The organism is Halomonas sp. BL6 (assembly GCF_006228115.1).
Taxonomy (GTDB): Bacteria; Pseudomonadota; Gammaproteobacteria; order Pseudomonadales; family Halomonadaceae; genus Vreelandella; species Vreelandella piezotolerans.
In genome coordinates this window covers 357,486-372,275 of record NZ_VDGL01000003.1, presented here as the reverse complement: position 1 = coordinate 372,275, position 14,790 = coordinate 357,486, and the positions used below count along the sequence as shown (strand labels likewise).

At 57.1% G+C, this 14,790-nt stretch carries 9 protein-coding genes; 2 read left to right on the top strand and 7 right to left on the bottom strand.

Annotated elements, in window-relative coordinates; translation table 11 throughout:
- Positions 1-42 precede the first annotated feature (42 nt).
- From FHJ80_RS08430 to FHJ80_RS08410, 5 genes are all read right to left on the bottom strand, one after another.
- Positions 43-816 carry an HpcH/HpaI aldolase/citrate lyase family protein gene (locus FHJ80_RS08430; protein WP_139526564.1) on the bottom strand — a complete coding sequence of 258 codons (774 nt, stop codon included), beginning with the start codon at positions 814-816 and terminating at the stop codon, positions 43-45.
- Positions 810-2,690: an IucA/IucC family siderophore biosynthesis protein gene (locus FHJ80_RS08425; protein WP_139526563.1), complete on the bottom strand. Its 1,881-nt coding sequence runs from the start codon at positions 2,688-2,690 to the stop codon at positions 810-812. Before FHJ80_RS08425 ends, FHJ80_RS08430 begins: the two co-directional genes overlap by 7 nt.
- 35 nt (positions 2,691-2,725) lie before the next feature.
- Positions 2,726-3,994, bottom strand: coding sequence for a type III PLP-dependent enzyme (locus FHJ80_RS08420; protein ID WP_139526562.1), 1,269 nt, complete (start codon positions 3,992-3,994; stop codon positions 2,726-2,728).
- The gene (locus tag FHJ80_RS08415) at positions 3,987-5,810 is read right to left on the bottom strand and encodes an IucA/IucC family siderophore biosynthesis protein (protein WP_139526561.1); all 1,824 of its coding nucleotides are present in this window, start codon (positions 5,808-5,810) and stop codon (positions 3,987-3,989) included. Before FHJ80_RS08415 ends, FHJ80_RS08420 begins: the two co-directional genes overlap by 8 nt.
- 217 nt (positions 5,811-6,027) lie before the next feature.
- Positions 6,028-8,163 (bottom strand): TonB-dependent receptor, encoded by a 2,136-nt coding sequence (locus FHJ80_RS08410; protein ID WP_139526560.1) that lies wholly within the window; start codon positions 8,161-8,163, stop codon positions 6,028-6,030.
- A gap of 281 nt (positions 8,164-8,444) precedes the next feature.
- On the opposite strand from FHJ80_RS08410, the gene FHJ80_RS08405 reads away from it, so the two are divergent.
- A complete protein-coding gene (locus tag FHJ80_RS08405) occupies positions 8,445-9,266 on the top strand; it encodes an ABC transporter ATP-binding protein (RefSeq protein WP_139526559.1) in 822 nt (273 codons plus the stop codon).
- Complete coding sequence (locus FHJ80_RS08400) at positions 9,263-10,159, top strand: sucrase ferredoxin (protein ID WP_139526558.1); 897 nt, start codon at positions 9,263-9,265, stop codon at positions 10,157-10,159. The genes FHJ80_RS08405 and FHJ80_RS08400 overlap by 4 nt, the downstream gene beginning before the upstream one ends.
- 72 nt (positions 10,160-10,231) lie before the next feature.
- Here FHJ80_RS08400 and FHJ80_RS08395 read toward each other — a convergent pair whose 3' ends face one another.
- Entirely contained in the window at positions 10,232-12,313 is a 2,082-nt protein-coding gene (locus FHJ80_RS08395; RefSeq protein WP_139526557.1) for a TonB-dependent siderophore receptor, read from the bottom strand.
- Positions 12,314-12,933: 620 nt separating this feature from the next.
- Complete coding sequence (locus FHJ80_RS08390; protein WP_139526556.1) at positions 12,934-14,481, bottom strand: hypothetical protein; 1,548 nt, start codon at positions 14,479-14,481, stop codon at positions 12,934-12,936.
- Positions 14,482-14,790: the final 309 nt, after the last annotated feature.

Here is a 14,790-nt window from a genome sequence, read left to right as displayed (position 1 = left end):
TGCCTAACCTCCAAAACGGTATCAGTAACGTGAAAACATCGATCAGTGTGAAACGTCTTTAGCTTCGTGAAGGCTCTTCTGCAGCGCGCGAAACGCAATCCCTCGTTCATCTCCCAGCATGAAGGTACGAACACCCCGTGCCTGCCATCGCGCTTTAGCGCGGGATTGGCGGAGAAAGGCGCAATAAGGGATCCCGAATGCCTGGGCCGTCTGCTGAACATGCTCGAGCGACTGGACGACATCTGGATGGTCGGTTTGCCACGTCACCCCCAGGGACTGGGAAAGATCCGCCGCACCCTCCAGCACCATATCCAAGCCAGGCACGGCACAAATCGCTTCGATTTGCTGCACGCCTTGGTGGCTTTCAATCATGGCAACGACCATCGTTTCTTGGTTGGCTTGCCCCACGTACTTGGCGAGAGAGGACTTACCAAACCCTCCAGGGCGACCGGCGTTGAGGCTTCTTGCTCCCTCAGGCGCGTATTTACAGGCAGCCACCGCGTCGGCTAACGACGCGGCCGACGCCACATTGGGCAACACGATGCCTTGCGCACCGCCGTCCAGCAGGCGCAGCAGCTGTTTGGGGTCCGTATCCGCCACTCGAACCAGTGGCGTCATCCCATAGCTCTCTGCGGTACGGATCATGTGTTCGATGGTTTCTGGGTTGATCAGAACGTGCTCGGTATCGATGACCACGTAGTCAAAGCCTGCTTCTCCGATCAACTCAATCGAGGCAGCAGTCGGCATGGAGGCCATCACCCCGTAGACTTCCCTGCCCTCTAGCAGCGCACGCTTTAGCTGATTCGTTCTCAACATACGCGCGCTCCTTCAGGTGCATAGGCGGCCAGTGGGTTGGGCACCTTTTTGACCTGGGGCTGCTCGTCTCCAAAGAGACGGCGACGAGTCAGTGCCTCTACCTCCCACTCTGGAGTAAACACGTCAAAACAGCGATAGCGCTCAGCGTGCTGGGGATGCTCGCGCTGGTACTCTTTGACGACCTCTGCCGCCATGGCCCAAAAGTGCGTCTCCTCCAAGCCAAAGTGGCGCTTCAAAAAAATGGCCATGTCACCAAGCGCAATGAAGAAAAAGGCATCGCAAGAGTAGTCACGCACCGCTGCTAGATCATCGGTGACGATAAAGGAGTTGCGATTGAGCGCGGCATGGCGCGGAGGCACCGGCTCGAGCTTGGGTGCCAGCTCGGGCCGGGCGAGCTGCGCCTTGCTAAAACGTACGCCGTCATGAAAATCTTTGAGGGCAACGCGTGTAGGCCAGCCATCACGATGAATGACGACGATATTTTGCCCGTGGGACTCCATTCCGATACCTTCCGCAAACAGCAGATGGATGATCGGCAGCGTCGTGACGCGGATCAGTTGGCGCGTCCACGCAACGAGCCCGTAGCGCTCTACCCAGGGGGTGATGAATGGGTCAGAGGGCTCCCCTTGCGACGTGCGAGTAAGCTGGCTCAACCCGTTGAGTGGGGCAGCTTGCTCGCCCTCATGTAAATATTGGCGGATATTTTGTCGCCAAATAGCCCCGACCTTGCCATACACCTCTGCATAGCGCTTGTCAGCAAATGCGCGCTCATCCAAGGCCACGCCAGCGATCTCTCCCAATAGGACGAAACCCGCAGAGGAGGCGGTCTCATTCGTCTCGATCAGCCGCTGAAGCCACTGCGTGATGAGGGGGCCGTTGGTGACGGTATGGCGCGCCAAGATACGTGTGCTAGACGTATTCGTGATACTCATCGCCAGCTTGAGATAGGGCAGATGACGCGTTACCGGAGCCAGGGTACGTATCGACTGCTGAGGGGTATAAACCGCTTCGCCCTCCCCTAGGAAGGCAATATCGCCACTGGCAAGCTCGGGATAGAGCACCTCGACCAGAGCATTTTCCCACTGCCATGGATGCACGGGCATGAGCACGACCTCATCGCGTCGACGCTGCTGGCGTTCGAGATAGTCCTCCAACCTCGCCAGCACCTCAGGCCCGGCCTCCTCCATGGCCCGGCCTAGGCAGGTTTCTCCGTCCACCGCACTTGCATGAGCCAACTGGTTGGGCACTGCCAACCAAATGACACGCAGCGGTTGAGCAAACTCAGGGCCGTAGCGCTGATTATCCTGTAAGGAGAACCCCAGCCGTGACTTGTAGCAAGGATGGTAACTATGGGCATCCGTGAAATAGCGCTCTAATGCATCCGCCTCCAACGTTTGAGGCGATGCAGTGTCACTTAGCGCATACGTGGCCGATTGGGTGTCTTTGATGAGTGTCTGCACCAACTCGTTGACGAAGCCTGGCTGAATGGCTCCCTCCCCCAGCGTCTCTTCGAGATCCGTGATGAAGCACTGCAAACTGACGGTATCGGGTTGGTTCGGCGCGCCACTCACCGAGAGCGTGGTATGGTCCAGGCGGATCAAATGGAAGCTGTGGCATACCCACCCATCAACGCTATAGCAGCGGCTACCCAACGTGATCGAAAATCGTGACGCTCCAGCCCGCGTTGCGGCCGGGTTTGGCACGACGGTATAGCTCAGTACATCCTCATACAGCAGGGTTTGCAGCAGTTGACCAATGACACGCTGCTCGATACGGCGGTAGTGGCGCCAGCTATCCAAAGAAGAAAAGGGTGTGGAGACAACGGAGTTCTCGATGACCGCCCGCGTGGGCAGCCAAGATGCTTGAGACGTCATGGAGTACCTTCACAACATAGAGAAATGGATAACGATTAGCCTGAGTAACCTTCAGCCAACACGCGACGAAGCCCGGGGCGAGAATGCAGCGCTTCAGCGGTGTCCGTCACAAAGTGCTGAGATGGCCGGGGATGGCAAAGGAAGTCCGCATGGGAAATGTTGTAGCCATAGGCACCTGCCAAAGGCAGCACCAATAAGTCCCCCACCCTGACGCCACGCAGCTCTTGGTGTCGGCTCAATACATCTTTTGGGGTGCAAAGCTGCCCCACGACCGTCCAAGCGCGTTGTTCGCCATTGCTCGACTGCTCTGGGTCACGGGGTAAGTGAATAACCGGATGGTCGTGCCCCTGCGCCACAGGCAAGCGGAATTGATGCGTTCCCCCTCGACAGACTAAAAACCCTTCACCATGACTGACTTTGGCATCCAACACTTCCATGACGTAGTAGCCACAAAAGGCGGAGAGGTAGCGCCCAATCTCGAAACGAACGCGTGGCTGTTCGGATAGGGTGTCGAGCTGTTGCCCAAGCGCGTGGCAGAGACCAGCCCAGTCGAACTGGTGGGAAGGCTGGCGATAATTCACCCCAATGCCGCCTCCCACGTTGAGCTGAGTCAGTTGCTCGGGGTAACGGGCCAGCGCTCGCCACGATGGCCAACGCTCCAGGTAGAACGCGAGTAACTGTTGATGGCGCTGCTCACTTGTTTGATGCGACATGGCATGCACATGAAAGCCGCAGAGCGTTAGGTTTGGCGCGTTATCCACGGCACTGACGGCCTGGGGGAGCTGTGCTTCATCGATACCAAACGGTGTCGCCGTGCCAGCCATGCGCAAACGGCTGGAAAACGATTCAGGTAACCAAGGGTTGATACGCAAAAGAACGGGCTGTGTACGCCCCACCGCAGCAGCGATGGACTGCAAACGCGCAATTTCTCCGAGACTTTCGACATGAAACGCCTCTACGCCCCGTTCGATGGCACTCCGCATGTCCGCATCCAGCTTGCCAGGCCCCGATAACACCCATGGCCGTGGCGTGGCACTTCGGCACGCGCGCTCGATTTCTCCACCGGAAGATAACTCTAGGCCATCCACGATAGGGGCCAAGGTATCGATGATGGCGGGCTCGCTATTCGCCTTGATGGCGTAGTACAGCTCCACTCCAAGTGGCAGCGCCGCTTTCATGGCACGCGCGTGGGCGGCCAAGGCAGGCAGATCGTAGAAAAAGGCGGCCATGGGATCGCTACACTGCTGTCGGTATCGCTCTATTGCTGACAGGATCGTACGTGGCAGCGCATTTGGCTCAGCCATAAGCCACCTCCCGCCCCATGACCCGAAGAGCGTGCCAAGGATTGGGCAACGACACATACTGCGCCTGGCGATCAGCCTGAGCCATGAGCCGTAATTTGAAGTTGGTCTTGCAGGGCAGCGCGCCGCCTTGCAATAGCGCATCGAGCTCTGGCGCGGCTACCTCCAGCTGGCTACGCACATGCTGCAACGCCGTCGATGTGTCTTGCCATAACGCATCCGCCAACGCGGGACGTCGCCAGCTCAGCGCGAGAATGGCCTCCGCAATGTGGTTGACGAACAGGCAGTAGGCGATTCGGTTCCAACCTTGCTCCCGGCTGTAGATCATGGAGGCTTCGACGCGAGGGTGAAGGACTTCACCCGCCAACCAGGCGGTGCCCTTATCACGGGTCAACTTGACCCCCTCGAAGTCACGTAACAGCATTTTCTGGGGCGTTCCAGCCTCATGAATCAAGACGCAGTTTTGTAAGTGCGGCTCCATGACGATACCGTGCCGAAAGAACAGCCCCAGCACCGGTGGCAGCAGCGCCTTCAAATAGGCCTGAAACCATGCTCTCACTTGGTTCTGTTCAGGCAAGGTACTGGTACCGGTACTGAGCGAGCCTTCATACGCCTGTGAAATGAAGTGGAGCACCATAGGCACCAGCGTCGTATCACGCGCAAACAGCGTCCCCGTCAACAAGCAGGCTTGAGGAGAAAACCGTCGGCAGAAATTTTCTCGCAAGATGATGCCCGTTTGTTCGCGGAACCAGCGCTGCTGCTCCTCGTTGCCCTCGTTAGGCGTCCAATGCACCGTGGCGGGCTCCTCGGCAACGAGTAGCGTCGCCAGGGAAGGGTCTTCCAAGCGACCCAGTTGATGCATGATGCGATCGATCACCAGCGTGCTTTCCAGCTCGTACCACGCGTTTTTACGCACGCAGTTGGTGATGCGCACATTGAGCGATCCTTTGATGAACCAGGGATGCTCTTCGATATACCACGTGCGCATGGAGGCCGTTGGCACTGCGCTAAAACCACTTTGACCAAGATCTCTGATCACGTTGCGCTGAAGCAGCGCTTTGACGGCAGACGATTGTTTGAACATGGCCGCTTGCACCGGATGCATGCTCAGAACGATGCGTTCACCGCTCTCGGCGGCCGCTTGGTCTGCCACGTAGGAAAGGACGTCCTCTTCTTCAACACGGTTGGCCAGAACGCGTACCCCGTCTGCGGGAAAGGAGAACTGGTAGAGCGAGGTAGCGACGCCATATTCCGGGGCGTAAGAAGGCGTGCCATCAGCCAAGCAGTCATCAGGCCACTGGCGTGCTTTGGGCGTGGGATGATTCGGATGGCCAAACCATAACCCTTGCTCGCTGCTCGGATAGTCGGCTAGCGGCTGCCGGTTAGATTGCTTGGCAGCATGTCTGACAATCTCAGCCATCACTTGACGACTCTGACGAACCTGCTGCGCCAACTCTTGATTGATGCCGGCATCGACTCGCAGCAGATGTTTGAGCAGACGGCTGATGAGCATCTCGGCACTAGCGGCCATCCACGTCGTGTCGTCTTTACTCTTTAAGTAAACATCGGAAAGATAATACTGGCTACCTACCGTCGACTGGCGGTCTACCATCACCCATAAGTGCAGTGAGGTTGACCACTCGATCAGAAGAGGAATACCCGACAGCGCCTCAGGTAACCCGCGACGATGGCTCGGCCATTGAAACGCTAACGTTCGTTCAGGTATGGCGACTTCTTTGATAATACAGTTGAGTAACGCATGCACCGAGGCACACTGACTGATATCGCTCGCTGAGCGATGCTCCTGTGCGTAGCTCATATAGCCCCCGCAGAATGTCATCCTTTTGAAAGGTTTACTTACCTATCGATAGGTAAACCCACGCATCCATGGCTAGTCACATCGCGCGGTTTTTATTGTGTTACTGCTTGAACGAAACACGTTCCTTCATGCACGTTCAGTTGGTTGACGGCTAGCCACCCCTTCCATCGAAGGAGTGGCCAGACGTTAGACAGCACAAAAACAAGACGCCGAAGCCTTAGAAATCCAGCTGATATCCAACCGTGAACGTGCGCCCACGACCGGTGAAGTAGTACTCATCGCTGATGCGAGCGGCTTGGGAGTAATAAGTGAGGTAGTCTTCGTCGGTCAGGTTCTCGATACCCAGCGATAGCTGCCCTGCGGGAAGCTGGTAAGCCAGCGAGGCATCCACCAACCCGTAGCCATCGAAGTCGAGCGCCGGATTATCGACGCTGCGGTCGAAGTAGTAGCGGCCCTGTAGGCGCGTCGAGAGACGGTCGTTCCACACGGCGCTCCAGCCCAACTTGAGCGTATCGGGCGCGATGTTGATCCCGGTGAGTTTGGTATCCACGCTGCCATCGCCGTCTTGGTCCGACTTACCTTCGGTATGGGCATAGGAGAGCGACAGATCATGCTGGTCATTGACCTGCATGTTGCCGGTCACTTCCACCCCTTGGATTTCGGTTTTTTCCCGGCTGCCCACCCACGTACCGTTCTGCTCGGCCAAGCGCTGGCCAAAATCAGAGTTCGACTCGTAGTAGCTCACTTCCAGGCCGTAACGCTCCCAGTCGAAACGCGCGCCAATTTCCTGGTTATCGGTGACGATGGGCTGCAATTGAAGCAGCGTATCCACATCCTGGCCCGGTTCGCTGATGCCCCGCAGCACGCGGCCAACGTCCGGCATGCCAAAACCTTCCGAGTAGCTGGCATATAGCTGTGCCCACTCCGTGGCCTGGTACGTCAACCCCACGTTGTAGAGCGTTTCATCGAAGCTGGGATTGCCGCCCCCTACCGCGACGTTGTCTTGAGTGACGTTGCTACGGTCAATCGTCTCGTAGGCATCCACCTCAAGATCGGCGTGCTCATGGCGAACCCCGGCATGCAGCGTGAGCGGGTCGGCGATCTTGAACTGCCCCTGCAGGAACGGCGCAATGTTGCTGTAGCGGCTTTCCGGCACGTAGGTGCGACCGGTCTCTACCAGCATTTGGCGGGTTTCATCCTCGAGGATGTCGAGCCCCACCGTCACACCGAGCCGGTCGTCCAGCATACCCTGGCGGTTCAGGGTGAACTTGGCCCCCTGCTTATCGGACTCGTTACGGGTTTGGTCGTACTGGGTATTGCCGTTGCCGTCCAGGTAAGGGAAGAACGGTGTGGTGGCAAAGCGCGCCCGAAAGCGCTGGTGGTACACCTGAGCATCGACCGCGTTGCCGTACCAATCCGCGTGGGAGTAGGCCAAGCGAGCCGTGGTCACTTCATTGAAGCCCGGGGCGCCATCGGGTGTGCCCCGCTCGGCGCTAGTGGGAATGCCTGCATCACGGTCGCCCACCACGGGCACGTAGTCGTCGCCCTCTTCCAAATCGAAATGATTGAGCGACAGCTCGATATTCTGATTGTCGTCGATCCAGTAGCCCAGCTTGCCGAACAGGTCGTAACTTTCGGAGTTTTGCAACTCGCCGGGGTAGGCAATGCCCACGCGGCGGTCGCCGCCATCGTAAAACACGCCCCGCTCCTGGCGGGTGGCCGAGGCCACGAAATCCCAGTCGCCCTGCTGACCGCTAATGCGATAGTTGAGCTTGTTGCCCAGGCCTTCCGAGTGCAGGTCGTCGTCAATGGTGACGCTAATGCCCGCGCTTTGGCTAATACCGCCCCCTTCGGCCCGACGGGTGACGAAGTTGATCAAACCGCCGGTGGCCCCCAAGCCATGCTCGGCGCTGGCCCCGTGAATCACTTCAATCCGCTCGACCATGGAGAGGTCGATGGTGTAACTATCACGAGAGCTATCGCGCAGCGGATTGGACTGAGGCACGCCATCGATCAGGAACAGCGCATCGCGCCCGCGCAGCGTCTCCCCAGCGTTGGACAGCTTCTGACGGCTAGGTGAAAAGGAGGGAATCAAGTTGCTCAAGACCTGGCCAGGGTCGTCGGTGATGGCGAGCTGCTGTTCGATCTGCTCACGGGTGATCACTGTCACCCGCCGCGGGGTTTGACCCTCTTCGCTGCGGCTACGCGTCGCCGTCACGACCATGGTGGGTGATGACTCGTTGAGCGCCTGCCCCACGTCAGTTGCCTCTTGCTGGGCATTGGCCTGAGTGGCCGCCACTAATCCTGCCAAGGTGACCGTTGGCCAGAAAGCGGCGTGTTTCATCGTTTGCATGTCTGCTCCCTTGCGTTGTGTGTGTTGCGTCGTGTTGATGAGCCCTTGTTGACTATCACGTTAGCGCGCACTGAAATGACAATGCGCATCTAAATGATAATGATTATATTATCCATAAAGAGCCAAGCAGGTCTACCTTTGCGAACGAACCGTTCGAACTAACGAACTAACGAACTACCTCGACATGAGGCAGCCACAAGAACAACATTGAAAATGAGAATATTTTGTCTTAGGGTGCTGGCTGCCCTGATTTCGTGACTGAGCTTGCCTGAGCCTACCTTATGCCCGCCTATTCCCACCCTGCATCACGACTCACCGCTGACGGCCTGCACGCGGGCTACGACACCAAGCGCATCCTGCAAGGGGTAGATATGGCTGTAGCGGAAGGCCAACTCACCGTGCTGCTAGGGCCCAATGGCAGCGGCAAATCGACTCTGCTGAAAACGCTGGCGCGCACGCTGACGCCCAGCGGCGGGCATGTCTATCTCGATGGCAAGGATATTCATCGCAGCAACACCCGGGAGGTCGCCCAGCGGCTAGGCATTTTGCCGCAAGGCCCCATCGCCCCCGAGGGGTTGAGCGTAAAACAGCTGGTGGGGATGGGACGCTTTCCCCACCAAGGGTTTTGGAAAAAAGACCCGCAGCAGGATGCCAACGCCATCGCCGAAGCCATGGCCTATATGCACGTGACCGAGTTTGCCGACCGAGATGTGGAAGCGCTCTCTGGCGGCCAGCGCCAGCGCTGCTGGATCGCGATGGTGCTCGCCCAGCAGACCGATTTAATTTTGCTGGATGAACCCACCACCTTTTTAGATTTGAAGGTGCAGGTAGACCTGTTGGCGCTGCTATCTCGGCTGGCCCACGACCATGGCCGCACGCTGCTGCTGGTACTGCACGACTTGAACCTCGCCGCCGCCTACGCCGACCATCTAGTGATGATGCGCGATGGGCAAATCGTCACCAGCGGCGCGCCAAACGACGTGTTCACCGCGGCCAACCTAAAGCGCGTCTTCGACCTAGATGCGCATATTCTGCGCGACCCCGCTAGCGGCAGCCCAGTGTGCGTGCCCTTCACCTCGGCGACGTTACAGGCAGCTCTATGAACCATACCTTCTGCGCAGATTTAAGCCGTGAACAGCACGATCCGCTGGCCGGTAGCGCCGCCCATGCCGAGCGCAACTTACTGCTTAGCTGGCCGCGCGCGAAGTGGCAGCGCAAACTGCGCCACGCCAGCGATATGAGCGATTCATTAAAGCAAACGCTGGATACACTGGCCGACGATGGCCTACGCATCAACCTGATCCAACAGCCGGGCATGGAAAAGTACCAGCATCAGCTCTTTCTGATGCCGGAGAGGCGCCGCTTTCGCGTGGCACGATGGGAATTAGAGGCGTTCTTCAGCGCCTTTCAAAGTGGCAGCCGCCTTAGCCAGTGGGAGCAGCCAGCGATGCTCAATGATTTGGTTCTTTGCTGTACCCACGGCACCAAAGATAAGTGCTGCGCGAAGTACGGTTATAAAACGTTCAAAGCGCTAGCCAGCACGGTAGCTGAGCACCCGCTGCCGTTCGAGGTATGGGAGAGCAGCCACCTCGGCGGCTGCCGACTCGCTGCCAGCGTGATCGTGCTGCCAAACGTGCGCAAATATGGGCGTATTACGCCAGAACAAGCGCTGCCCTTCTTACAGGCCGAAGCCCGCCAACAGCGCTTTTTGCCCGGCTATCGCGGCGGCTCGCAATTAACCCCCGCACAACAAAGCGCTGAAATCGCTGCGCTAACACACCTCAGCACAGATACCGCACAACCAAAGCTTGCTCTGATCAGCGATCACGGCGACGACCAAACACGAGAGATACGCTTTCAGTGGCGGCTCGACCAGCAGCAAGGTGAACTGACCGTGCACTGCCAAGCCACCACGCTATGGCGGGTAGACACCTGTGCCGACCTTGAGCAAGGCCCCACCGAAAGCATCGTATGGCACGCGATGGTGAATGGGTAATACATAGACGAACAACAACGCCCGGCTTAAAGCCGGGCGTTGTGGGTTAAAGCTGAGTGCGAGTGATCGCTCTTACCAGCGGTATTTCACGCTGCCGATGATGCTGCGAGATTCGCCGTAGTAGCACCAGTACTCACAGCTGGCCACATACTCTTCATCAGTCAGATTATTGACGTTTACCTGAGCCTGCCAGCCATCGGCAAACTCATAACCGACCATGGCATCCGCCACCATATAACTATCGACGGCGGTATTGTCCGCAACGCTCGTGTCCACCGTACTGCCCACGTAGCGTACACCAGCACCCAAACTCACGCCTTGCAAGGCCCCATTGGTAAAGGCGTAATCCAGCCAAGTAGACGCTTGATGGCGCGGAATTAATGGCGCGCGCTGATCATCTTCCAAGCGTGAATCCGTGTAGGTATAGGCAGCCGTCACTTTTAACGCATCGGTGAGGTAACCCACGCCCTCCAGCTCAAACCCTTGAGAGGTACGCTCGCCTTCCTGAACCTGGAACCCGGCAGGAGAACTCACGAGCGTATTGTTCTCTTTCAGATCGAACACGGCAGCCGTCACGTAGCCATCCCAGCCAAACGGCGCGATTTTGATACCGGCCTCCCACTGTTCGCCTTCGCGGGGCTCGTACAGATCGCCCGCATCATCCACACGCCCCACCGGATCGAACGACTCGGTGTAGCTGATGTACGGGTTGATCCCTTGGTCGCTCAAGTACATCGCGCCGCCCGACCAAGAGACCTGGTCATCATCAGAGCGCTGCGTGACGCCTGAGGTCAGATTGCGGTTCTCGGTTTCGGCCTGATCGACACGCACACCGCCAAGCAGCACCCAGCGATCATCGATGCGCAGCTGGTTTTGAGCGTACAAACCGGTCTGCTCTTTATCGATCTCGCGGCTCAACAAATCATCCGCGCCCACCGGCGTGAAGTTGCCGTAGGTAGGGTCGAACACATCGATAGGATCGCCAAATGGGAACGGGTCGGCTTCTTGCCCACTCACCCCCAGGTTCTGATAATCGACACCCAATAACAGCGTGTTTTCGGTGCGGTCCGTGTACCAGTTACCCACCATGCGGTTATCGACCGTCCAGCTGTCGATAGAACCATCGCGATAGACATGGCCACGCGTTGCCCGACGGGCGTCCGACATGAAGAACGCATAGGTGCTGCGTAGCTCCAGGTCTAGCTCGCTGTAGCGTAAATCTTGTTCAAACCGCCACGTATCGTTGAGGTCATGGCGCAGCTCGTAACCCAGCGCCCACTGCGTGCGGTTATCACGGTCGTAGCCCGGCTCGCTGAGGTTGGTTTGCGGGTCGACGCGGCCAAACGGCGTATCCTGCACGGTGCCGTAGGGCAGTTTGAACGGGTTGACCGGTACGCCATCGTCTTTCTGCACGCTGGCCAAGAAAGTAACGGTTGTATCGTCGCTCATATCGACGGCGAGGCTAGGCGCGAAGTAATAACGCTCGTTGTCCGTGTGGTCGAGATCGCCATCGCGCTCTTTGTACAAGCCCACCAACCGATAGCGAACGTCACCCGACTCACCCAACGGCCCGCTGGTATCGACGCCTACTTGGCGATGATTCCGGTTGCCCAGCTGGAAATTCACCTCGCCCTGCGGCGTTTCCGTAGGACGCTTGCTCACCGCATTGATCAAACCGCCGGGAGGCGCCTCGCCGTACAGAATCGAGGAAGGCCCTTTGAAGACTTCGACTTGCTCCAGGCCATACGGCTCAGGCAGCCACTGGTAAAAGCCTTCACGGTAAATGCGCAACCCATCCTGATAAGTGGACTGGTCAAAACCACGCACCTTGAACCAATCCGTATTGTTGTCACTGCCATAGTGGCCTGACAGTACACCGGCACGATAGCGGAAGGTTTCATCCAGCTGCTGCACGTTGCGGGTTTCCAGCTCTTCCCGATCCACGCTAGAGACCGGGCGCGGCGTCTCCACCAGCGGCGTATCGACCTTCAACGCGGTCGCGGTGACCACGGTGGTGCCGGTGTCAATGGTATCTTCTTGGGCCAGCGCGGCCAGCGGCGCAGCGCACAGCATTCCACCGAGCGACACCACCAGTGAACGACGAACGGCAGCAGGCAACGGCGCGACGGAAAACGGGAGAGTTTTACGGAGCATGAGAAGTCTCAACGGGTAGGAAGAGGAGTATCGTTATAGTAAGGCGAATGATACGGATTTTTATTCACAACCACAATCACTCTGGTGGGGCAAGGGGCTAGGCGGGAACGGAGTGTTCGAGGGGGATCATCGGTGGAAGAGCCCACAGAGAGACATGAGGTTTTGAGAAATAGAAAATATGGCAAAGGAGCCGTTTACTGATGTTAGTCAGCGGCTTGAAGATAAGGCGATCTAGGGGGAGAGGCTAAGAAATGGTGGGCCCAGTAGGACTTGAACCTACGACCTAGGGATTATGAGTTCGCTTTTAAAACTATAAGATACTGATACCCAAGGAAAAGCAACCGTAATCGAGCGAAAGGTACAGTTCATTGAAATCAATAGCTTACCAAAATTTGAGGATAGCATACGAAGCTGGTGTGTGTACCGCTGGTGTACCGATGAGTAACTTTTGTCACGCATCCCTATGCTAGATGCGTAAGCGATGGCAACCAGGCGTGCAGCATCATCAGATGAATGCAGCCATCACCAACCGAGCATGGCCGGTAGCTGGGGTCGCGATCGTCCACTGATACCAACCATTCCGTTAACGTGAAGAGATATTCAGCGAAATGAGGAAAACATCAAAAGGGAAACGTATCGAGATTGATATTCTCCGGAATAACCTCAGGCTCACGTTCGATTTTAACGAAATGCTTCTCGAATGCGGTGATCAAACTCGGATTGCGGGTCTGTCTTATTATCTCAAAAAGATCGCGTCCCAATTTCAAGTCGATCGTATAGCGGCTCGGCCGGATTCTCTCTTTGGCTTTAGCGAACAACGCCATTGATTCATCGGATAGCGGCGCGGTCGTCCAAAACTCGAAGGCAACTGGCAAGTTCTTCCAGTCAGGGTGCTGTTTGATCGCCGCGTAGCAGGTCGGGACATTGTGCTCAAGCCAGCGTTTGAATAGCTTGTCTGGGATAGTTGCCCTAGGGCTATAACCCTTGCACTCAATAAGAGTAATTCTATGGTGCGGTGTCACAGCAACGATATCCGCTTCGGCCTCACTGCCAGGCACCTTGAAGATGCGGTTCATGCTGACTTCAGTCGCGAGTTTCTGACGGGCGACCTCTGCGGCAATATACTCGAACAGAGTGCCACGAAGCTGGTTAGCAGCGCCTTCGATTTTGCTGAGCTTCCTGAACAGGTCATCGAACTGGCCGGGATCGATGATCGCGTGTGCAGCATTGATCAGCACCGAAGTGAGCTGGGTTAGCGCTTCGGCCACCTCCTCGCCGAACAGTGTCTTTGGCGTTGCGGGAATAATCCCGTGGCGCTTGAGTAATAGGAAGGCATCATGATCGAAACGATTGGCGACGAGAATTTGCATGCATGGCCCAATCTTGGGAAGGCTGCGCAAGGTTAAACATTTACGGATGAAAGGTGCAACGCCAGCCCCGGTCATGTCCTCGCCCAGGAAGACGTCACAGGCGACAAAACCGGGCTTTGCCTTACCATCTGGGCCTTTGCGAACCATGTGGCCGAGATAGCAGGGAGCGGACAGGTCCCAAGCGAAGGTTCCAACCTGAGGTATTTTTTCGCCGCCACGCAGCGCCACCTGCCCGAAGCTCGCAATTCCGAGCCTGCGCAGCCAATCCTTGACGGCAGTGAGTAGGATATCTTCGGTGAGGAGCTCTGCACGCATTTGGTCGGCTTGGGTTCCGTAGTGCCCCTCCTCCTGGATGAAAGCAATGCACTCCCCGACACCCGAGAGTGTGACCTTGGTCAGCAGCTTGGCATCGGATAGCCGCTCGAAGATCGTGTCAGGCGAGAGTTGGCGTTGCTGACGAAGCGGCGCACCGCAGATGATGGGAAACTGCTTTGCTGGCACGATACCGCCACGCTGTCGAAGGGCGGCGATGGTATAGCCATATGCTGAGTTGGACTCGATTAGTGCTTGCGCCAAGTTATCCCAATACCACGGTGAACCGAATTGATGCTGGAGGTAGAGGAAACGCGCCTTGTGCGGGAAGACGATCCCCGCCAGCCGACGCACCTCGCTGCCTGCCCGCGAGACACGTTTACGCGCTGCTGATGGTGTGAGGCTGTAGGTGTCGATCAGATATTGGGCGACCTCACTGGTGAGCGAGGGCCCATTGGTTTCAAGATAGTCAGTGATTAGATCCATACTCGCTCCCCATGCCTCATGTCACACAGCGCTATTAATAACATTAATACATGTGCCTGCTCTTCGTTTTTTAATAATCTAATATAGCATTGATTCAAAAAGATAAATTTTATGATTCTCACCAATTCTACAGGCCTTCGGTCACAATGTACGGGAGTGAGTTAGTCACACGACCAGTTGCGGGAGGCTGCTATTGACCTTAGCTGCACGCTGATCCTGCCCCTCCGACCCAGATCACTGATCCAAGATTACGCGGGCTCCGCACTTACAACGGCAGGTATGTGGCTAGCGAGGGTGTGAGCGGTCTCG